Origin of the sequence: Streptomyces sp. NPDC001922, assembly GCF_042891165.1 — a bacterium.
Classification (GTDB): Bacteria; Actinomycetota; Actinomycetes; order Streptomycetales; family Streptomycetaceae; genus Streptomyces.
Genome location: NZ_JBIASV010000011.1, coordinates 208,393 through 228,794 on the forward strand (window position 1 = coordinate 208,393; position 20,402 = coordinate 228,794).

14 protein-coding genes, 1 tRNA gene and 1 pseudogene are annotated in these 20,402 nt (G+C 72.2%); 4 read left to right on the top strand and 12 right to left on the bottom strand.

Annotated elements, in window-relative coordinates:
- Positions 1 to 223: 223 nt before the first annotated feature.
- Positions 224 to 871 (bottom strand): ANTAR domain-containing response regulator, encoded by a 648-nt coding sequence (locus ACFYYR_RS21935; RefSeq protein WP_388855968.1) that lies wholly within the window; start codon positions 869 to 871, stop codon positions 224 to 226.
- A gap of 88 nt (positions 872 to 959) precedes the next feature.
- On the opposite strand from ACFYYR_RS21935, the gene ACFYYR_RS21940 reads away from it, so the two are divergent.
- Positions 960 to 1,042 (top strand) — tRNA-Leu (locus ACFYYR_RS21940).
- Positions 1,043 to 1,129: 87 nt separating this feature from the next.
- A pseudogene (locus ACFYYR_RS21945) lies at positions 1,130 to 1,917 on the top strand (helix-turn-helix domain-containing protein).
- Between the two features lie 33 nt (positions 1,918 to 1,950).
- On the opposite strand, the gene pyk reads toward ACFYYR_RS21945, so the two are convergent.
- The 5 genes from pyk to ACFYYR_RS21970 all read right to left on the bottom strand — a co-directional run bounded on the left by pyk (position 1,951) and on the right by ACFYYR_RS21970 (position 8,192).
- Entirely contained in the window at positions 1,951 to 3,384 is a 1,434-nt protein-coding gene (gene pyk, locus ACFYYR_RS21950) for a pyruvate kinase (RefSeq protein WP_388855971.1), read from the bottom strand.
- A 150-nt stretch (positions 3,385 to 3,534) separates the two neighbouring features.
- Positions 3,535 to 4,086, bottom strand: coding sequence for a GNAT family N-acetyltransferase (locus ACFYYR_RS21955; protein ID WP_388855974.1), 552 nt, complete (start codon positions 4,084 to 4,086; stop codon positions 3,535 to 3,537).
- Positions 4,083 to 5,837, bottom strand: a complete 1,755-nt coding sequence (locus tag ACFYYR_RS21960) for an IucA/IucC family protein (protein ID WP_388855977.1) — start codon at positions 5,835 to 5,837, stop codon at positions 4,083 to 4,085. Before ACFYYR_RS21960 ends, ACFYYR_RS21955 begins: the two co-directional genes overlap by 4 nt.
- Positions 5,834 to 7,234, bottom strand: a complete 1,401-nt coding sequence (locus tag ACFYYR_RS21965; RefSeq protein ID WP_388855980.1) for a lysine N(6)-hydroxylase/L-ornithine N(5)-oxygenase family protein — start codon at positions 7,232 to 7,234, stop codon at positions 5,834 to 5,836. The genes ACFYYR_RS21960 and ACFYYR_RS21965 overlap by 4 nt, the downstream gene beginning before the upstream one ends.
- Before the next feature lie 259 nt (positions 7,235 to 7,493).
- Positions 7,494 to 8,192 carry an SIMPL domain-containing protein gene (locus ACFYYR_RS21970; protein ID WP_388855983.1) on the bottom strand — a complete coding sequence of 233 codons (699 nt, stop codon included), beginning with the start codon at positions 8,190 to 8,192 and terminating at the stop codon, positions 7,494 to 7,496.
- A 208-nt stretch (positions 8,193 to 8,400) separates the two neighbouring features.
- Here ACFYYR_RS21970 and ACFYYR_RS21975 point away from each other — a divergent pair, with 208 nt between their 5' ends.
- Positions 8,401 to 10,197 carry a bifunctional metallophosphatase/5'-nucleotidase gene (locus tag ACFYYR_RS21975; RefSeq protein WP_388855986.1) on the top strand — a complete coding sequence of 599 codons (1,797 nt, stop codon included), beginning with the start codon at positions 8,401 to 8,403 and terminating at the stop codon, positions 10,195 to 10,197.
- 101 nt (positions 10,198 to 10,298) lie between these two features.
- Here ACFYYR_RS21975 and ACFYYR_RS21980 read toward each other — a convergent pair whose 3' ends face one another.
- The 6 genes from ACFYYR_RS21980 to ACFYYR_RS22005 form a co-directional block, all read right to left on the bottom strand.
- A complete protein-coding gene (locus tag ACFYYR_RS21980; RefSeq protein ID WP_388855989.1) occupies positions 10,299 to 11,693 on the bottom strand; it encodes a lysine N(6)-hydroxylase/L-ornithine N(5)-oxygenase family protein in 1,395 nt (464 codons plus the stop codon).
- Positions 11,690 to 13,111, bottom strand: coding sequence for a pyridoxal phosphate-dependent decarboxylase family protein (locus ACFYYR_RS21985; protein ID WP_388855992.1), 1,422 nt, complete (start codon positions 13,109 to 13,111; stop codon positions 11,690 to 11,692). Before ACFYYR_RS21985 ends, ACFYYR_RS21980 begins: the two co-directional genes overlap by 4 nt.
- Before the next feature lie 402 nt (positions 13,112 to 13,513).
- Positions 13,514 to 14,338 carry a MerR family transcriptional regulator gene (locus ACFYYR_RS21990; protein ID WP_388855995.1) on the bottom strand — a complete coding sequence of 275 codons (825 nt, stop codon included), beginning with the start codon at positions 14,336 to 14,338 and terminating at the stop codon, positions 13,514 to 13,516.
- Between the two features lie 279 nt (positions 14,339 to 14,617).
- Positions 14,618 to 17,131: an aminopeptidase N gene (gene pepN / locus ACFYYR_RS21995; protein WP_388855998.1), complete on the bottom strand. Its 2,514-nt coding sequence runs from the start codon at positions 17,129 to 17,131 to the stop codon at positions 14,618 to 14,620.
- A 235-nt stretch (positions 17,132 to 17,366) separates the two neighbouring features.
- Entirely contained in the window at positions 17,367 to 17,690 is a 324-nt protein-coding gene (locus ACFYYR_RS22000) for a chorismate mutase (protein ID WP_351507127.1), read from the bottom strand.
- A gap of 672 nt (positions 17,691 to 18,362) precedes the next feature.
- Positions 18,363 to 19,160, bottom strand: coding sequence for a serine protease (locus ACFYYR_RS22005; RefSeq protein WP_388856002.1), 798 nt, complete (start codon positions 19,158 to 19,160; stop codon positions 18,363 to 18,365).
- A gap of 283 nt (positions 19,161 to 19,443) precedes the next feature.
- On the opposite strand from ACFYYR_RS22005, the gene ACFYYR_RS22010 reads away from it, so the two are divergent.
- Positions 19,444 to 20,370: a hypothetical protein gene (locus tag ACFYYR_RS22010; protein ID WP_388856005.1), complete on the top strand. Its 927-nt coding sequence runs from the start codon at positions 19,444 to 19,446 to the stop codon at positions 20,368 to 20,370.
- Positions 20,371 to 20,402: the final 32 nt, after the last annotated feature.

The following is a 20,402-nucleotide window of genomic DNA, read 5'->3' on the forward strand; positions in this document are numbered from 1 at the left end:
GCTCGCGGCAGGGAGCCCTCGCACATGCGGTCCGAGCAGGTACGAGCCGAGACTGCCGGGCCCACACGCATCACGCTCCATGCCGCAGCGCTGCGCCCCGTCGATCTTGTGATCGACGGGGTGCAGCATTCAGGTCGGAAACAACCGCGAGATCCCACCCTGATGCGAGGCATGCTCCGCACCGGACCGGCGCAGGGCATGCCGCGACCGGCGGACGAGCCCCCTACTTCCCCTGCTGCTTCTTCTCCTCGGCGTCCTCGATGACCGCCTCCGCGACCTGCTGCATGGACAGCCGCCGGTCCATCGACGTCTTCTGGATCCACCGGAACGCCGCCGGCTCCGTCAGCCCGTACTGGGTCTGCAGGATGCTCTTCGCCCGGTCCACCAGCTTGCGGGTCTCCAGCCGCTGCGAGAGGTCGGCGACCTCCTGCTCCAGCGCCCGCAGTTCGGTGAAGCGCGAGACCGCCATCTCGATCGCGGGCACGACATCGCTCTTGCTGAACGGCTTCACCAGATACGCCATCGCACCGGCGTCCCGCGCCCGCTCGACCAGCTCGCGCTGCGAGAACGCGGTCAGCATCAGCACCGGGGCGATGCTCTCCGCGGCGATCTGCTCGGCGGCGGAGATACCGTCGAGGATCGGCATCTTGACGTCGAGAATGACGAGATCGGGGCGGTGCTCCCGGGCCAGCTCGATGGCCTTCTGTCCGTCCCCGGCCTCACCGACGACGGTGTAGCCCTCCTCCTCGAGCATCTCCTTGAGGTCGAGGCGGATGAGCGCCTCGTCCTCGGCGATGACCACGCGGGTGGTCAGCGGGGGGACGTGGGACTGCTCGTCGGCGACGGGCTGCTCGGGCTCGGCGGCGCTCACGGGACTCCTCGTTCCAGGCAGGTGGTGCCCCACGAGCCTACCTAGCTGCGGTCGGGAACATGCACACGGTAGGGTGTCACTGCACCGGGCCGGGTTGGTGGAATGGCATACACGGATGTCTCAAACACATCTGCCTGAAAAGGCTTGCGGGTTCGAGTCCCGCACCCGGCACTTCCGAAGTCTAAGCGGACGTGCACCTTCGCGTGAATAGCAGCCGTTCACCTCCGATGGAATAGCTCAGTCACGCAGAGTTATCCCATGCAGATGCATGGCACTGAGGTGCGACACCAGGCCCTGTCCCTTATCCACTCCGGCGCCACCAATGCGGACGTCGCCCGCAGCCTGGGCGTACCCGTGGGGACCGTGGGCTACTGGCTCCACCAGGACCGAGCGGCACGCGGGGAAACCCCCGGGCGCCACGATCCCCCGTGCCCCCGCTGCGACGGTCGCGCACTCGATGAAGCGGCGTACACCTACGTGCTCGGCCTCTATCTCGGCGACGGGCACATCATCCAGTACTCCGGCCATCGCGCCCCAGCCTCATGATCACTTGCGCCGAGGCGTGGCCAGGCCTGATGGACGCGTGCGCAGAAGCAGTACAAGCAGTCTTCCCCGACAACTCGGTCTGCCGGGTCCGCAGAACCGGCTGCCGCAATGTGAAGGTCTACTCCAAACATCTGTGGTGCTTGTTTCCTCAGCACGGAACGGGCAGAAAACACGAACGTTGCATCGCCCTCGAGTCCTGGCAGGAACGCCTGGTGGAGAAACATTCCTGGGCTTTCCTCCGGGGGCTCGTCCATTCCGACGGCTGCCGGGTCACGAATTGGACCACTCGACTCGTCGGCGGGAAGCGGAAACGCTATGAATATCCGCGCTACCTCTTCACCAACAAGTCCGACGACATCCGTCGGCTCTGTACGGACACCCTCGACCGGCTCGGAATCACCTGGACCCACTGCACCCGCCACGGCAACCCGTACAACATCTCTGTCGCCCGGCGCGCCTCCGTCGCCCTCATGGACGAGCACATCGGGCCGAAGTACTGACCGCGCTTCCGGTCCACCCACCGTGCGCCGACGCTACTTCTGGTAGTCGTCCTCGCCGATGTGGTGGATCCGGACCAGGTTGGTCGAGCCCGGGACTCCGGGCGGGGAGCCCGCCGTGATCACGACGACGTCGCCCGGCCGGCAGCGGCCGAGCTTGAGCAGGTACTCGTCGACCTGCTGGACCATCTCGTCCGTGGAGTCGACCGAGGGGCCGAGGAAGGTCTCGACGCCCCAGGTCAGGCTGAGCCGGTGGCGGGTCGGGGCCTCGGGGGTGAAGGCGAGGACGGGGATCGGGGAGCGGTAGCGGGAGAGGCGGCGGACGGTGTCCCCGGACTGGGTGAAGGCGACCAGGAACTTCGCGCCCAGGAAGTCGCCCATCTCGGCGGCGGCGCGGGCCACGGCACCGCCCTGGGTGCGCGGCTTGCTGCGCTCGGTGAGCGGGGAGAGACCCTTGGCGAGCATGTCCTCCTCGGCGGCGGCGACGATGCGGGCCATGGTGCGCACGGTCTCGACGGGGTACTTGCCCACGCTGGTCTCGCCGGAGAGCATCACCGCGTCGGTGCCGTCCATGACGGCGTTGGCCACGTCGGAGGCCTCGGCGCGGGTGGGCCGGGAGGCGTCGATCATCGAGTCCAGCATCTGGGTGGCGACGATGACCGGCTTGGCGTTGCGCCTGGCCAGGGAGATGGCGCGCTTCTGGACGATGGGCACGGTCTCCAGGGGCATCTCGACGCCGAGGTCGCCGCGGGCGACCATGATGCCGTCGAAGGCGTCGACGATGCTCTGCAGGTCGTCGACGGCCTGCGGCTTCTCGATCTTCGCGAGGACCGGCAGCCGGCGGCCCTCCTCGTCCATGATCCGGTGGACGTCCTCGATGTCGCGGCCGCTGCGGACGAAGGAGAGGGCGATGACGTCGGCGCCGGCGCGCAGGGCCCACCGGAGGTCGGCGACGTCCTTCTCGGAGAGGGCGGGGACGGAGACGGCGACTCCGGGGAGGTTGAGTCCCTTGTGGTCGGAGATGAGGCCGCCCTCGACGACCCGGGTGCGGACCCGGGGGCCGTCGACCTCGGTGACTTCGAGGGTGACCCGTCCGTCGTCGACGAGGATGCGTTCGCCGGGCGTCACGTCATCGGCGAGGCCGGGGTAGGTGGTGCCGCAGGTGTGGCGGTCGCCCTCCTGGTCCTCGACGGTGATGGTGAAGGTGTCGTCGCGTTCAAGGAGTACGGGGCCTTCGCGGAAATGGCCGAGGCGAATCTTCGGGCCTTGAAGGTCGGCGAGGATGCCGACGCTGCGGCCCGCGTCCTCAGCGGCCTTCCGTACCCGCTGGTAGCGCTCCTCGTGGCCGGCGTGGGTGCCGTGGCTGAGATTGAGCCGGGCCACGTCCATTCCGGCGTCGACCAGTGCCTTGATCTGGTCGTACGAGTCGGTGGCGGGTCCCAGGGTGCAGACGATTTTCGCTCGGCGCATGGCACGAGCCTAAGACTTACCGGCCGGTAGAGAATTGGAAGAGCATGACTGTCCAACGGCCTTTTCATGAAGCCTTGTTGACAAGTGTTGAAAAGTGCACGGGGGCGCTCCGATGAGCGGAATACAGGGCCCGGAGCGCCGCCCTTTTCGTCATTGTGTGCGATGCCGGACCATGAGTGCCGCGCATTTGTCCGGCAGGTCGAGCCGGCTCGTCATGCGGAATCCCGCGCGCTCGAATGCGCGGACGGACCGGATATTGCGGATGTCGGGTTCGGCGACGACCCGCCGGGCGTAGGGGTCGGTGCGCAGCTGCCAGTCGGAGACGGCGCGCAGCAGGACCGCGCCGAGGCCGCGGCCGCGGTGGGCGGCCGGGCCGAGGAGCAGGTGGACGCCGGCGTCGCGGGGTTCCGCCGGGTAGTGGTCGGCCAGGGGGTCGAGGTCGGCGCGGTAGAGCTCCCAGTAGCTCATGGGGGTGCCGTCGAGGTGGCCGAGGTAGGGGGTGGAGCGGGTGCCGGCGATCTGTCCGCGCAGGTAGGCGCCGATGTGGTCGACGGGCTGGGCCATGTCCCAGAAGCGGGCCACTTCGGGGTCGTTCATCCAGGTGTGGACGAGGGCGGCGTCGGTGGCGGGGTCGACGGGGCGCAGGGTGAAGGTGCCGGCGGGGAGCTGGACCTCGGCGGCGGCGGTGCTCTGCCGGATCACCGGGCGGCCTCCGCGAGGGGGTTGGGGATGTCGACGTAGACGGACTGGCTCTCCAGGGGGCCGGTGAGTTCGTCCATGCCGTGGACGCGGGTGAGGAGGTTGGCCTTGCAGCGGAGGGTGGGTGCTTCGCAGAGCAGGGTGGCCAGGCGCAGCCGGTCGCCGTGGGTGCGGGCGTGTTCGGTGAGGGTGCGGTGGGCGAGGCGGAGCAGGTCGTGTTCGTCGGCGAGGCCCTGGGAGCCGAGGGCGCCGATGAGGCCGAGGATGTTGTTGATGCCGAGGTAGTAGGTGAGGCGTTCGTCGATGACGGCGTCGTCGACGTAGGTGCCGAGGTCGCGGCCGATGCCGGGGATCCAGCGGTGGAGGGCGGGGCTGCGGGTGGGTGAGAAGTAGTAGCCCTGGTTGTCGCGGTAGCGGGCGCCGGTGGGGCGGCCGTCCGTGTCGAGGGTGACGAGGGTGTTCTGCTGGTGGGCTTCGAGGCCGAGGCCGTAGGTGGCGTGGAGCCAGAGGACGGGGCCGACGACGGTGTGGAGGTAGCGGTCGAACCACTCGCGGGCGACGTCGGGTACGCGGCGGCCGGTGCGTCCGGCGAGCCGGTGGATGTGGCGGGCGAGGGCGGAGCGGCTGTCGGTGCGGTCGGGGCGTTCGGCGACGAGTCCGGCGACGCAGACGGCCTGGGGGCGGTGCGCGGGGCCGGGGAAGGGGTTGTCGCGGATGACGACGTCGAGGCCGGTGGGGGTGGCGTCGGGGGTGTCGACGGCGATCCAGGCGGGGTCGCGGACGATGCCGAAGCCGGGGTGGGCGGCGCTCAGGGCGCTGTCGAGGCCGGCTTCGAGGAGGCGGTGGACGGCGAGGCCGCGGTGGAGTTCGGGGCGGGTGTTCTCGCGGCGGGAGTTGGTGATGTCGAGGCCGAGGGAGAACTTCAGCATGACGGGGGCGTCGGCCCGGTAGAGGGTGCGCACGGAGGAGGTGGGTGACCAGGCGGGGCCGGCGGGGCCGAGGTCGTGGAGGAGTCCGGCGGCGAGGAGGTCCTGGACGGCGGGGCGGCGCAGGAGGTCCTGGGCCTGCCAGGGGTGGGCGGGGACGAGGCGGGTGCCGGGGGGCGGCTTGGGTGCGTCGTGGCCGGCGAGTTCGGTGAGGAGCTGCTGGGTGGTGCGGTCGAGGGCGGTGTCGGTGTGCACGACGGAGGCGTCGGCGGCGAACCAGTGGAGGGGGAAGCTGCCGCGGAGTTCGGGTGAGTAGCGGCTGGTTTCGCGGTCGGTGAGTCCGAGGCGGCTCTTGGGGGTGGGGTGCAGGGGGTGGCCGGTGATGAGGGCTTGTTCGGCGGCGAGGAAGGGGGTGGTGCCGGCGGGGTCCTCGGGGTGTTCGGCGCGGGTGCGGATGAAGGTTTCGACGTGCCGTACGGAGTCGGTGACGCGGCCGGTGAGGTCGGTGACGGCGCCGGGTTCGCCGCGGGCCGCCTCGGTGGCGAGGAGGGCGGCGACGAGGGTGGCGGGGGCGGGTGCTCCGGTGGCGAGGCGGGCGCCGCAGAAGCGGTGCCAGCCGACGGCGGACCAGTGCAGGACGGTCGCCTGGAGGGTGGTGCCGGCGGAGGGGAGGTGGAGCCGCAGGATGTCGTCGGGCGGCCGGGGTATGCCGTTCTCGCGTACCCAGCAGCGGAGGAGGTTCTCCGTGGCGGCGGTGTCGGCCGCTTCTGCGGGGGTGCGGTGGCGGAGCCGGTCGGGTGCGGGACGGTCCTGCAGGGTCGGGCTCATGGGGTCTCTTTCTGTGCGCCGGCCCGGGTGCGGGAGGGAATGTGGGGGGTTCCGTCCAGGCCGAAGGTGGTGAAGGCGGTGCGCTGTGGCAGCGGGTGGATCTCGCGGCCGGTGAGCGCGTTGACGATGACGGCGGACCGCCAGGCGGCGAGTCCGAGGTCGGGGGTGCCGACGCCGTGGGTGTGGCGTTCGGCGTTCTGTACGAAGAGGGAGCCGGGGATGCGGTCGTCGAGGACGATGCGCTGCTGGGTGTCGATGCGGGGGCGTCCGGCGTCGTCCCGCTGGATGTGGTCGTCGAGGGGGGCGAGGAGGCCGTCGAGGGGGCGTTCGCGGTAGCCGGTGGCGAGGACGACGGCGTCGGTGGTGAGGGTGGCCCGGGTGTGCTGCTGGGTGTGGTGGACGGTCAGGTCGATGCGGCCGTGGGCGCGCTCGGCGGCGGTGACGTCGAGGCCGGGGGTGAGGGTCACGTCGGGCCAGCCGCCGTGCAGGGTGCGCCGGTAGAGCTCGTCGTGGACGGCTGCGAGGGTGTCGTGGTCGATGCCCTTGTAGAGCTGCCACTGGCCGGGGAGGACCTGGTCGCGGGTGGCTTCGGGGAGTCCGTGGAAGTAGCGGGTGTAGTCGGGGGTGAACTGTTCGAGCCCGAGCTTGCTGTACTCCATGGGCGCGAAGGCGGGGGTGCGGGCGAGCCAGGTGAGTCCTTCGTGGCCGGCGGGGCGGGCGCGGAGGAGGTCGAGGAGGACTTCGGCGCCGGACTGGCCGGAGCCGACGACGGTGATGTGGCGGGCGGCGAGGAGCCGGTCGCGGTGGTGGAGGTAGTCGGCGGAGTGCAGGACGGGTGCGGCGGGGTCGTCGGCGAGGGTGCGCAGGGGTGCGGGGATGTGGGGGGCGGTGCCGATGCCGAGGGCGATGTTGCGGGCGAAGAGCCGGCCGAGCCCTTCGGCCGTGCCGTCCGCGTCGAGGCGGGTGAAGTCGACTTCGAAGGCCTGGCGTGCGGGGTCCCAGCGGATGAGGTCGGCCTGGTGTCCGAAGCGGACGGTGGGCAGTTCGCCGGCGGCCCAGCGGAGGTAGGCGTCGTATTCGACGCGGGGGATGTGGAAGCGCTCGGCGAAGTAGAAGGGGAAGAGCCGCTCGCGGGTCTTGAGGTAGTTGAGGAACGACCAGGGGCTGCTGGGGTCGACCAGGCTCACGAGGTCGGCGAGGAAGGGCACTTGGAGGGTGGCGCCGTCGATGAGCAGGCCGGGGTGCCACTGGAAGCGGGTGCGCTGGTCGAGGAAGGCGCTGGTGAGTCCGGGGGCTCCGTCGGCGAGCGCGGCGAGGGAGAGGTTGAAGGGGCCGGCGCCGATCCCGAGCAGGTCCAGGGGCTCTTCACGGGTGGACGGGTGTCCGGGCGGCGTCATCGGTTCCTCCGTGCATTGGGGTGCCTGCTTGCCTCTCTGACGGCGTGTGTCCCGGTCAGGGCTCGTCGGAGCGGCGGATTGTGAGGCGTTCCACATTCCTGCACCAGTTGGTTAGGTCAGCCTCACCTTTCTTTACATAGCACCTCACACCATCCAATACGCACAGCGGCCCGGCCGCGCTCAACTTCCTTAACAGAAAGTGTGTTTGTGCTGCCGGGCCGCCGGGTATGGCCATCGGTTTCGGAGCGGTCGGGACCCCTCAGAGCTGTGGGGGCGACATGATGAACCGGGCGTTGACCCGGGCGTAGACGGTCTGCCGCTGCGGCTGGAGGTCCAGGACCGGGCCCGGGGAGGCGCCGGCGAGTCCCTGGGGCGGGGGTCCGCCCGGCCGGCCGGGGGCGCGCGGGGTGGGGGCGGTGCTCTCGGCTCCCTCGTCGGCGAGTTCGACCAGCGCCACCAGGCGGGCGTCGAGCGCCTCCGCGTACTCCCGGGCGCGCCGGACCGCGGCGCGCACGGCCCGCTGCCGGACGTCCCGGTGGACGGTCGAGCCGGGGCGCAGGGACCACCAGGGGCCGCTGACGGTGGTGAGATCGAGGTCGGCGAGGCGGGTGACGACGTCGCCGAGGACGGTGAAGTCGGTGAGGGTGGCGGTGATGTGGACCCGGCCGTGGTAGGCCTTGACGCGTTCCCCGCGGCCCTTCTGGGCCAGTTCCGGGGTGATGACGAAGGAGCCGGTCTCCAGCTTGTGCACCGCCTCGCCGTAGGACGTGACGAGGTCGAGGACGGCGGTATTGCGGCGGGCGAGGTCGTCGAGTGCCGCCTTCCGGTCGCTGCCCCGGGCCTCGACGGTGACGGAGATGCGGGCGAGTTCGGGGTCCGCCTCCAGGCGGGCTTCGCCGCGGACGGCGACGCGGGGGTTCTCGGGGGTGCCGTACGGGGCGGGTTCGGGTGTGGTCATGCCGCCCACTGTGGCAGGGCGGCGGCGGCCTCCGGCGTGGAGCCCCGTGCCATGTCCCGGCGGAACAGGGGCAGTTGGCGCGCGCTGCCGGGGCCGGTCCGTCACCGAAGAGAGATCCGGCGGGGCTGTTGCGGGCGGGGCGCGCCGGGCCAGAATCTACGCGCGTCGTATTCCCGGACGCGCAGACAGCTGAACAAGGAGCCCGTAGATGTCGATCGACCGAAGGAAGTTCCTGGGCCGCACCGCGGCGACCGGGGCGGGGGTCGCCCTCGCGGGCGCCGCCGTGCCCGCGGAGGCCCGGGGCCACGGCCGCGGCCGTCCCCCGCAGCGGTACTCCTTCACCGTCATGGGCACCACCGATCTGCACGGCAACGTCTTCAACTGGGACTACTTCACGGACAAGGAGTTCGACGACAAGGACCACAACGACGTCGGCCTCGCCAAGATCTCCACCCTGGTCGAGCAGGTCCGCAAGGAGAAGGGCCGGCACAACACCCTGCTGATCGACGCGGGCGACACCATCCAGGGCACCCAGCTCTCCTACTACTACGCCAAGGTCGACCCGATCACCGGCGCGGGCGGCCCGGTCCACCCCATGGCGCAGGCCATGAACGCCATCGGGTACGACGCGGCGGCGCTGGGCAACCACGAGTTCAACTACGGCATTCCGGTGCTGCGGAAGTTCGAGGAGCAGTGCGACTTCCCGCTCCTCGGCGCCAACGCGCTCGACGCGCGGACCGGGGCCCCCGCGTTCCCGCCGTACTGGATGACCCGGCTGCGCACCCCGTGCGGCCGCACCGTGAAGGTCGCCGTCCTGGGGCTCACCAACCCCGGGATCGCGATCTGGGACAAGGCCAACGTGCAGGGGAGGATGACCTTCCCCGGGCTGGAGGAGCAGGCGGCGAAGTACGTGCCGCGGCTGCGGTCGATGGGTGCCGACGTGGTGATCGTGTCCGCGCACTCGGGCAGCAGCGGCACCTCCTCGTACGGCGACCAGCTGCCGCACATCGAGAACGCGGCGGCGCTCGTCGCCGAGCAGGTGCCGGGCATCGACGCGATCCTCGTCGGCCACGCGCACACCGAGATCCCCGAGTACCGGGTCACCAACAAGGAGACCGGCCGGGAGGTCGTGCTGTCCGAGCCGCTGAAGTGGGGCCAGCGGCTGACAACCTTCGACTTCGGCCTGGTGTGGCGGAAGGGCCGCTGGGCGGTGGAGTCGGTCTCCGCGAAGGTGCTGAACTCCAACGCCGCCGCCGAGGACCGGCGGATCACCCGGCTGCTCGGCGACGAGCACACGAAGGTGGTGCGGTATGTGAACCAGGTGATCGGCACCTCCACCGCCGCGATGGCCGCGGCCGAGGCCCCGTACAAGGACGTCCCGGTCCTCGACTTCATCAACCACGTCCAGGCCGAGACGGTGAAGGCGGCCCTCGCCGGCACCGAGCACGCGGCGCTGCCCGTGCTCTCCCAGGCGTCCTGCTTCTCCCGCACGGCGGCGATCCCGGCGGGGAAGGTCACGATCCGCGAGGTCGCCGGGCTGTACCCGTTCGAGAACACCCTGGAGGCGCGGCTGCTGACCGGCGCCCAGCTCAAGGAGTACCTGGAGTTCTCGGCCCGGTACTACGTCACCACCCCGGCCGGCGGCGAGGTGGACCCGGCGAAGCTGACCAACGCCGGGAACACCCCGGACTACAACTACGACGTCATCGGCGGCCTCGCCTACGAGATCGACATCGCCCGGGAGCCGGGGTCCCGGATCACCAAGCTGACCTACGACGGCAGGCCGCTGGACGAGAAGGCGCAGTTCGTGCTGGCGGTGAACAACTACCGGGCGAGCGGCGGCGGCAACTTCCCGCACATCGCCAAGGCGCGGCAGCTGTGGGCGAACTCCGACGAGATCCGCAACACGATCATCGCCTGGGTGAAGGCGAAGGGCACCATCGACGGCGCGCGGTTCGCCGCGGTGGACTGGCGGCTGACCCGGGAGGGCACCCCGGTCTTCTGACGGCGGCCGATGGGCGGGAGCCGGGAGCCCCGGGGTGCTTCCGCCCCGGGGCTCCCGGCGCCCGGCGTGCCACCCGCGCCGGGGCCGGTCCCGCGGTGCGGTCAGGCCCGGGTGCGCACGAGTCGGCCGCGCTGGTCGGGCACCTGTCCGCTGCCCGGCCCCGGGGTCAGGCCGAAGGTGGTGAAGGCGGTGCGCGACGGCAGCGGGTAGGCCGTCCTGCCGAGGAGCGAGTTGAGGATGACGGCGCTGCGCCAGGCCATCAGGCCGAGGTCGGGGGCGCCGACGCCGTGCGTGTGCCGCTCGGCGTTCTGCACGTGGACCGAGCCCTGCACGCCGCGGTCCAGGACGAGCCGGTACTGCTCGTCGATCTGCGGCCGGTCGGCGGCGTCCCGGTGCACATAGGCGTCCAGCGGGCCGAGGACCGTGTCGAGGCGGCTCTCCCGGTAGCCCGTGGCCAGGACGACGCCGTCGGTGGTGAGCCGGCTGCGGGTGCCCTGCTGTCCGTGTTCCAGGTGGAGTTCGACCTGGGTGGTGGCGACGCGTCCGGCGGTGCGCACGGAGACGCCCGGGGTGAGCACGGCGTCCGGCCAGCCGCCGTGCAGGGTGCGCCGGTACAGCTCGTCGTGGATGGCGGCGAGGGTCTCGTGGTCGATGCCCTTGTGGAGCTGCCACTGCCGCGGCAGCAGCTCGTCCCGCACCGGCTGGGCGAGGCCGTGGAAGAAACGGGTGTAGTCGGGGGTGAACTGCTCCAGGCCCAGCTTGCTGTACTCCATGGGCGCGAAGGCGGGGGTCCGGGCGAGCCAGGTCAGCCGCTCGCGCCCGGCGGGGCGGGCCCGCAGCAGGTCGAGGAAGACCTCGGCACCGGACTGGCCGGCGCCGATCACCGTGAGGTGGTCGCCGCGGAGCAGCCGGTCCCGGTGGGCGAGGTAGTCGGAGGAGTGGACGACGGGGACGTCCGGTGCGTCGGTGAGCGGGCGCAGCGGCTCGGGGACGTAGGGGGTGGTGCCGATGCCGAGGACGAGGTTGCGGGCGTAGGTGCGGCCCAGGGCCTCGGCTTCGCCGTCCGGGCCGAGCTGGGTGAAGTCGACTTCGAACAGGCCGCGTTCGGGGTCCCGGCGGACGGCGTCGACGTGGTGGCCGAAGTGGAGTCCGGGGAGCTGTTCGCTGACCCAGCGGCAGTAGGCGTCGTACTCGGTGCGCTGGATGTGGAAGCGCTCGGCGAAGTAGAAGGGGAAGAGCCGCTCGCGGGTCTTGAGGTAGTTGAGGAACGACCAGGGGCTGGCGGGGTCGGCGATGGTGACGAGGTCGGCCAGGAACGGCACTTGGAGGGTGGCGCCCTCGATGAGCAGGCCGGGATGCCACTGGAAGGACGGCCGCTGGTCGTAGAAGGCGCTGCGCAGTCCGGGCACGCCGTGGGCGAGGGCGGCCAGGGAGAGGTTGCACGGGCCGATGCCGATGCCCACCAGGTCCAGGGGCTGATCGTTCTCGGTGGTCATCTCGCGGTGCTTCCTTCCACGATCTTGAGCAGGGCCTCCAGGTCGGGCGGCCGGGTGTGCGGGTTGAGGACGGTGGCCTTGAACCAGAGCCGTTCGGTGCCGTCCCGGTGGTCCGTGGCGTGGGCGCGGCCGAGGACGACGCGGCCCTCGGTGAGCAGGCTGCGGCGGGCGGCGGCCACCTGCTCGTCGGTGGCCCCGTCGGGCCGGAAGAGGACGGTGCTGAGGGTCGGCCGCTCGTAGAGGACGAAGTCGGGGCGGGCCTCGACGAGGTCGGCGAGGCGCTGGGCTGCGGCGCAGGTGTGGTCGACGAGTTCGGCGAGCCCGGTGCGGCCGAGGGCGCGCAGGGTGACGGCCATCTTGAGGATGTCGGGGCGCCGGGTGGTGCGCAGGGAGCGGCCGAGGAGGTCGGGGATGCCGGCCTCGGTGTCGTCGGGGGCGTTGAGGTAGTCCTCCTGGTGGTCGAGGGTGGCGAGCACGGCGGTGTCGGGGACGGTGAGGAGCCCGGCGGCGACCGGCTGCCAGCCGAGTTTGTGCAGGTCGAGGGTGACGGAGTCGGCGCGGGAGAGGCCGTCGAGCCGGTTGCGCAGGGTGTGGCTGAAGAGGAGCGGTCCGCCGTAGGCGGCGTCGACGTGGAACCGGGTGCCGTGGGCGGCGCAGACGTCGGCGAGCTGGGGCAGCGGGTCGATCTCGCCGGTGTCGGTGGTGCCCGCGGTGGCGATGGCGAGGCCGGGGCCGTTCAGCCGGCCGAGGGCGGCGTCGAGGGCGGTGGGGCTGAGGATGCCGGCGGGGGTGGGGAGGACGACGGGCCGGGGCAGGCCGAGGAGCCAGGCGGCGCGGCGCACGCTGTGGTGGGCGTTGGCTCCGCAGACGACCTGGAGGGGCCCGCGGTCCCGGGTGAGTTCGCGGGTGATCAGCAGGGCGAGCTGGTTGGACTCGGTGCCGCCGGTGGTGACGAGCGCGTCGGGGGCGCCGCCGTGCGGGAACACCTCGGTGGCCAGCCCGCGGCAGACGAGGGATTCGAGGGTGGAGGCGGCGGGGGCCTGGTCCCAGGAGTCCATGGAGGGGTTGAGTGCGGCGGCGGCGAGTTCGGCGGCAGCGGCGACGGCGAGCGGCGGGCAGTGCAGGTGGGCCGCGCAGTGCGGGTCGGCCGGGTCGGCGGCGCCCTCGGCGAGGGCGTGGACGAGGGACCGGAGCGCGGGGTGGGAGCCGATGCCGGTTTCGGGGATGAGCGGTTCGGCCGCGGTCCTTATCCGGTGGGCGACCGTGTCGGGGCCGCCGGAGGGGAAGGGGCCGCCGCGGGCGGCGGTGCCGGACGCGAGCGCTTCCAGGACGGTGTCCAGGAGGGGGCGGAGCTGCCGTGGGCCGTCGGTGCCTCCGGCGAGCGGCGTGAGGGGGGTGCCGTCGGGGGGCGTGGGCATGGTGTGTCCCTCGGGTGGTGGGGCGTTCGGGCGGACCGGGTGCGTGGGCCGGGCGCACTCGAGTCTGAGCAAGCATGGCGGATGAAGCCCGGCCAAGCACGGTGATCGGACTCGAAAGGGGGACTGCTGTCCGGGGCTTGGACGTCGGATTACGTCGGCTGGTAGAGGACGGGGGGTGGCGCGGCAGCGTTGGGGGGGTGTGCCTTCGGGGGCGGGCTGCGGGGCTCCCCGGCCGGCGGAGGAGGACGGTGGTCCGGCCGCTCGTGGGGAGCGGACCGGACGCACCGTCAGGGGTGTGGACTCCACAGGGAATTACGTGCCACGAGGGCGTCTGGTTCAGGGGTCCTCGCACGATGAACGCCCGGGCCGTCGCGACCCGGGCGGGCATCGTGCAACGCCCCCTCAGGCGGGTGTGACCGGTTCCTGGAGTTCGGTCACCCACGCGTCGATGTCCTCCGGGCATTCGAGGTAGACCTCGCGTGCGTATCCGGCGGAGCGGTAGCCGTTGGTGTCGATCCAGCGGGCCAGGGTCTGGGCCGTCGGCATCACGCCCTGCAGGGAGCCGCGGTGCACGATGGTGGCGGCACTGTCGATGGCGGGCAGGTCGACGACGGCGAAGCCGTGGCCGTCGCCCGGGTCCCCGGTGACGGTCAGCCCGGCGTGAACGAGGATCGAGCCCCCGCCGTCCGAGGAGTCCTCGTAGTAGGCGATGCCGGGGCCGGAGGGGGTCACCCCTGCAGCGGCCAGGCGGCGGCACAGCTCCTCGTAGAGGGGCTGGATGACGGGGCCGATGTCCTGGGGCCCGTAGCTCGCGGCGGTGCCGGTGAGCTCGGCGACCCGCACCGGGGGGATGCTCTTGAGCACAATGTCGTCGGCGGGCATGTGTCCCTCGCTCTCGATGGACCGGAGCCTCGCCTCGACCTGGGCCAGGCGCCCCGCGGCGGCGGCCATCGCCTCCTCGAGCTCCGCCTTGCGCAGCCGCAGCATGCCGCGCAGCTCCTCGGCTCCGACCTCTTCGTCGAGGATGGCCCGCACCTTCTGAAGGGTGAAGCCGAGGTCCTTGACGGCGATGATGCGGTTGAGCCGGGCGAGCTGGGCCGCGGTGTAGAAGCGGTAGCCGGTGGCGGGGTCGACGCGGGCGGGGGTCAGCAGTCCGATCGCGTCGTAGTGGCGCAGCATGCGGACCGATACGCGGCCGTGGCGGGCGAAGTCTCCGATGGTGAACATGGTGCCTCCGAGTCCAGCGCCTCACACGGTGTCATGGTCAAGCACGGGAATCCGGAATGGCGCATGCCGAATTCCTGGAGTGACGGACGGGATGCGCAGCGTGTTCACAGGGGCCCGGATGGGTCGGACCGCGGGCGGGACGCCCTGCTCCGGGTACGAGTGCGGGTGCCGGCCGGAAGTGCTCCCGCCGCCCCGGCACCCGAGCGGGGGGCGCCGGGCTCCCGCCGCCCCGCCGGAGGGAGCCCGGCCCCGGGTCCCCCTCCGGCGCGTTCCGGCAGGTCAGCCGGGAGTGGCCGCCCCGTCCCGTACGCGCAGGGCGCGCCGCAGGTCGTCGAGGAGGTCGGTCAGCTTGCGGTGCAGCGCCGGGACGGGCCGGGCGGCGGCCAGGTGCTTCTCCCCCAGCCGCAGTGTGTCCGCGTCGGCCACCACGGCCGGGAAGCCGTGGCGGCCCAGGGCGTCGGCGACGGCGGGGCCGCGGCGTTCGGCGGCGGCCAGCGCGGCGGGGAACCAGCGGGGCACGTAGTCCCGCAGGAGGTCGTGCTGTTCGGGGTGCCAGAAGCCGTCGGCGGTCGCCGCGACCAGGTAGGTGGACAACTCGTCGCTGTCGAACATGGCCACCCAGGCCGCCTCCTTGGCCTGCGGGTCCGGAAGCGCGGCCCGGCAGCGGGCGGCCCCTTCCCGGCCGGTGGCGCCGGGATCCCGGTCGAGTTCGGCGTCGATGTCCGCCGGGGTCGCCGCGCCGAGGACGGCCAGCCTGCCGAGGATCCGCCAGCGCAGCTGGGGGTCGAGTTCGGGGCTGCCGGGGACGGCGCCCGCCGTCAGCCAGTCGCGCAGGGTGTCGGGGTCGACGGAGCTGTCGATGAAGGTGCGGACGGCGGTGAGCCGCAGCCCGGGCGCCGATCCGTCCTCGGTGAGCCGGAGCAGGTCCCGGCAGATCCGGGTGAGGGCGGTCAGCGCGGCGGGGCGGTCCTCCGGCGGGAGGAAACGGTCGGCGATCCAGGTGCGGGCGAAGGCCAGCACGCCTTGGACGATCGCGGTGTCGGTCTCCCGGGGCAGGTGGGTGCGGGCCGCGTCGAGGTAGGCGGCGGGCGGCAGTTCGCCGTCGCGGACCATGTCGCGGGCGGCGTTCCAGAGCACCGCCCGGGTGAGCGGGTCGGGCAGCCCGGAGAGGGACCGGACGGCCGTCTCCCAGGATCCGGGGTCGAGGCGGATCTTGGTGTAGCCGAGGTCCTGGTCGTTGAGGAGGAGCAGGTCCGGGCGGGGGCCTGCGAAGGTGAGCGGGACAGGGTCGCCGTCCCTCGGGATGTCGAGCTCGAAGCGGTCCCGGAGCGCGAGCCGGCCCGGATCGGCGGGCGCGTGCGCATAGGCGCCGACGGTGATCCGGTGCGGCCGGCTGCCGCTGTGCCGGACCGCCAGCCGCCAGTCGGCGCCGTCCGCCTCGACCGCCGGGGTGAGGGTGTCGATGCCGGTGGTGCGCAGCCAGCGGTCGGCCCAGGCCCGCACGTCCCTGCCGGAGGCGCGGGACAGCGAGTCGATGAAGTCGGCCAGGGTGGCGTTGCCGAACCGGTGGCGGGCGAAGTGGTCGTTGATGCCGCTGAGGAAGACCTTCTCGCCGAGCCAGGCGACGAGCTGCCGGAGGGCGGCGGCGCCCTTGGCGTAGGAGATGCCGTCGAAGTTGAGCTGTGCGGCGACGGTGTCCGGGACGGCGTCGGGTTCGGGCGCGACGGGGTGCGTGGAGGGGCGCTGGTCGGCGTCGTAGCCCCAGCTCTTGCGGGTGACCGCGAAGTCGGTCCAGGTCCCGGTGTAGGAGGTGGCCTCGGTGAGGATCTGGAAGCCCAGGTACTCGGCGAAGGACTCGTTCAGCCAGATGTCGTCCCACCAGGTGAGGGTCACCAGGTTGCCGAACCACATGTGGGCCATCTCGTGGGCGATCACCATGGCCCGGGTCTGCCGCTCGGTGTCGGTGACGGCGGAGCGGTGGATGAACTCGTCGCGGAAGAGGACGAGTCCGGGGTTCTCCATGGCGCCGAAGTTGAACTCCGGGACGAAGGCCTGGTCGTAGGAGTCGAACGGGTAGGGCTCGTCGAAGATGTCCCGGTAGCGGTCGAAGCAGCGGCGGGTGATGTCCAGGATTTCGTCGGCGTCGGTGTCGAGGTGGGGGGCGAGCGACCGCCGTACGTGGAGGCCGAGCGGCAGGCCGCGGTGCTCGGCCCGGACCGAGTGGTACGGCCCGGCGGCGAACGCCAGCAGGTAGGTGCTGATCGGCGGGGTGGGGGTGAACGTCCAGCGGCCCTCGGCGGGGCGGTCGGCGATGCCGTTGCCGAGCACCGTCCAGGCCGGGGGCGCGGTGACGGCGACCTCGAAGACGGCCTTGAGGTCGGGCTGGTCGAAGGCGGCGAAGACGGCCGGCGCCTCGGCCATGCCGCACATGGAGTACAGGTACGTCTCGCCGTCGGCCGGGTCGGTGAAGCGGTGCATGCCCTCACCGGTGCGGGAGTAGCGCATGTCGGCCTCGACGCGCAGCTCGTGGTCGCCCGCGGTGAGCCCGGTGAGCGGCAGCCGCCCGTCGGCGAGGCCGGCCGGGTCGAGTTCCCGCCCGTCGAGCACCGCGCGGTGGAGAGCGGCGGGGCGCAGCTCGACGAAGGTGTCCGCGGCCTCGCGCGCGGTGAAGCGCAGGACGGTGGTCGAGCCGAACAGCTCGTCGCCGCGCGTCAGATCGAGGTCGACGGTGCAGCGGTGGACTTCGAGTATGCGGGCGCGGATCTGCGCTTCGTCGCGCGTGAGTACGGACATGGCTGCCATGCTGCCGCATGGCCGGTGGACGGTGCAGCGGAGTTGACGACGGCGGTGCGCAGGGCCGGGGTGTCGGGGGCCCGGCGAGCGGCGGGCTCAGGCGCGGAGCCTGACGGCGGGCCTGGGGCCTGGGGTCTGGGGTCTGGGGTCTGGGGCCTGGGGCCTGGGGCCTGGGGCCTGGGGCCTGCCGGACGGTCCCCCGGCGGGGCATGCCCCGCCGGGCCGGGACCAGGTCTCAGCCGCGGGCGATCGTCTCGTGGTGGCGGATGACCTCCGCGATGATGAAATTGAGCAGTTTCTCGGCGAAGGCCGGATCCAGCTTGGCGCTCTCGGCGAGTTCGCGGAGACGGGCGATCTGCCGTGCCTCGCGCGCCGGGTCGGCCGGGGGCAGCTCGTGCGTGGCCTTGAGGCGGCCGACCTGCTGGGTGCACTTGAAGCGCTCGGCCAGCATATGGACGACGGCCGCATCGATGTTGTCGATGCTGTTGCGCAACCGCTCGAGTTCGGCCCGGACGGCTTCGTCGTCGAGCGGGGAGCTGTTCACGGACTGATCGGTCATCGAGCGGGTCTCCCGGTTGCGCGTCACGGCGGAGGTACCTGCGGTCACGGTAACAGGAGCGTCCTCCTCCCTTTGCCGCCCGACCACAGTGCGGTCCCCCGGGGACGAGGTCCGGTACATGGCACGCTCCCTCGCCCCGGGTCCCGCTCCGGCCGCTGGTCCTCCCGCCTGGACCGGCCGCCTGCCGGAGAGCGCCGGGCGTGCCGTGGGCCGGTCCGCGACGAGGAGCGGACCGGCCCGAGGCACCTGGGTGATACCCGAGTTCGTCGACGGTGAAGCCGTCCGGGGGGAATTCCGCGGTACCGCTGTCGCCGGTCGTGCGGAGCCCGGCCCAGGCGCCGCCTCGGCGGGTGCGGTGAACTCGTACTCCAGGGCGGCGGGAGAGGTCGCGACGGGCAGCGGCATGCGGTCGAGTTCCCGCGTCTCCGGCGCATCGACGGCGGTGACCCACGCGTACTGGCCCGCCGCCTCGTTCTCGTAGCGGAACGCGACCCGGTAGCGGCGGCCGGGGGTGATGCGGACGGTGTGCGGCTGCCGCGGGCACGAACCGGCGCCCGTGCTCGGCACGGGCGCCGGTCGCTTCCCCGCGGTGGCCGGCCGCTCCCCCTGGCTTCTGCCGGTGGCGCTCCTCAGGGGCTCCCGCCGGTGGGTCTCCCCGGGGGTGTTCGGTGGTCAGCCGCCGAGTTGGCTCGCGCCGGCCGCGATGTCCGCCGCGAAGCGGCTCACCTGGGTGTAGACGCCGGGCTTGCCGGGCCGGGCGCAGCCCTCGCCCCAGCTGACTATGCCGACCTGGATCCAGGCGCCGGATCCGTCCTTGCGGAACATGGGGCCGCCGGAGTCACCCTGGCAGGTGTCGACCCCGCCCTGGTCCATGAACCCGGCGCAGATCTCCTCGCCGGGGACCAGGTCGGAGTAGGCGCTCCGGCAGGTGGCGTCGTCGACGAAGGGCACGGTGGCCTTGAGGAGGTACCGCTGCTGGCCGCCGCCCTCACGGGCCGCGCCCCAGCCGGCGACGGTGAAGTCGCCCTGGTCGTAGGCGGTGGTGCGGGCGATGGCCAGGGTGGGCAGGTCGATGGGCCGGGCGAGCTTGATCAGCGCCCAGTCCTTGCCGGTGCCGTTGTAGCCGGGGGCCTGGAGGACCCGGGTGGACTTGACCTTGATGGCACCGGCGGCCTGGAGGTCGACGACGCCGGCGGTGGCGGTGATGCTGCTGTTGCTGCCGGAGCCGTTCACGCAGTGGGCCGCGGTCAGCACGATGGTCTTGGTGTAGAGGGCGCCGCCGCACCCCATGGACAGGCGCACCATCCAGGGGAACTCGCCCTGGGCGGCGCGGGTGCCGCCGACGACGGGCGGGCCGGCGGTTCCGGTGGCGGGCCGGGCCTCGGCGGTGCCCGGCTGGAGGGTGAAGGCGGCCAGCACGACGGCGCCGGCGGCGAGGCATCTCTTCAGGGATCTGGCGAGGGTCTTCAACGGAAGTCCTTTCGTGGGGGGTCTCCCGCATTCTTGGCAGGCTCATGCCAATTCAGGGATCCGGAAGGGACCGCCGAAGGGGTTCCGTTGGGTGACGGCAGCACACCGCAGGCGTTCCGGACCCTGGGGGGATGAGTCCACAAGACGCGCCCTTGGATTATGAGGAGAGAGTGACGTACGCAACAAGAGGCGCCAACAAGCCATTTCCGAAGCCCATTTCAGGACAAGCACGCCCGGCGGCGCATTCCGTCCACTATGGGCCGAGCGACCGTACAGTTGACCTGTGGGAACGGGAACGGGCAGCGACGTGGTGCACGGCTTTCCGCACATCGAGACCGTGCGGTCGGCCATCACCGCGCTCTACCAGCGGCTCTCCCCCGACACGGTGCACAGCTTCCCGGCGAGCGTGCTGCCGGCCGAGGTGGCCTTCGCCGACGCCGACGACCTGCACCTCGGCGCCCAGCGGGTGGCCCGCACGATGGTGCAGCACCTGCGCCTGCCGGAAGCCCGCATCATCGTGAGCTTCCGCGACATGCACCACGCCGCGAACGTCGAACTCACCGCCGGTCCGGAGTACTTCACCGAGCTCAACAGCCGGTTCCGGGACCACCGCGAGGACATCGGCGCGGCCCTCGCCCATGAGGTGATGCACATTTATCTGCACCGCCTGGACCTGTCGTTCCCCGGCACCCGCGACAACGAGATCCTGACGGACACCGCCGCCGCCTACCTCGGGGCCGGCTGGCTGCTGCTGGACGCCTTCCGCGAGGACGCCGTCACCTCGCAGAAGCTGGGGTATCTCACGCCGGAGGAGTTCGGGTACGTGCTGGCCAAGCGGGCCCGGGTCTTCGGAGAGGACCCGTCGCCCTGGTTCACCAGCCCGCAGGCGTACACCGCGTACACCGCCGGCCGCGCGCTCGCCCACCGCGACGAGGAGCAGCCCCCGCTGACCGCCTGCGGCTGGGCCGGGCGGCTCCGGTACGCCCGGGAGCGCCGGGCGGCCCAGGGCGGCCGGCCCGTTGCGCCGCCGCACGGTCACGGCGGCCGGGCGGCGCACCCGCCCGGTGGCGGCTACCGCTTCGAGGGCGGTTCCCCGCTGCGGGTGACCTTCCCCTGCCCCACCTGTCTGCAGCGCATCCGGGTGCCCGTCCGCGGGCGGACGCGGGTGCGCTGCGGGCTGTGCCGCACGGTGCTCGACTGCGACACCTGAACGCCGTACCGGTGCGGCGTCCCCGCCCGCCA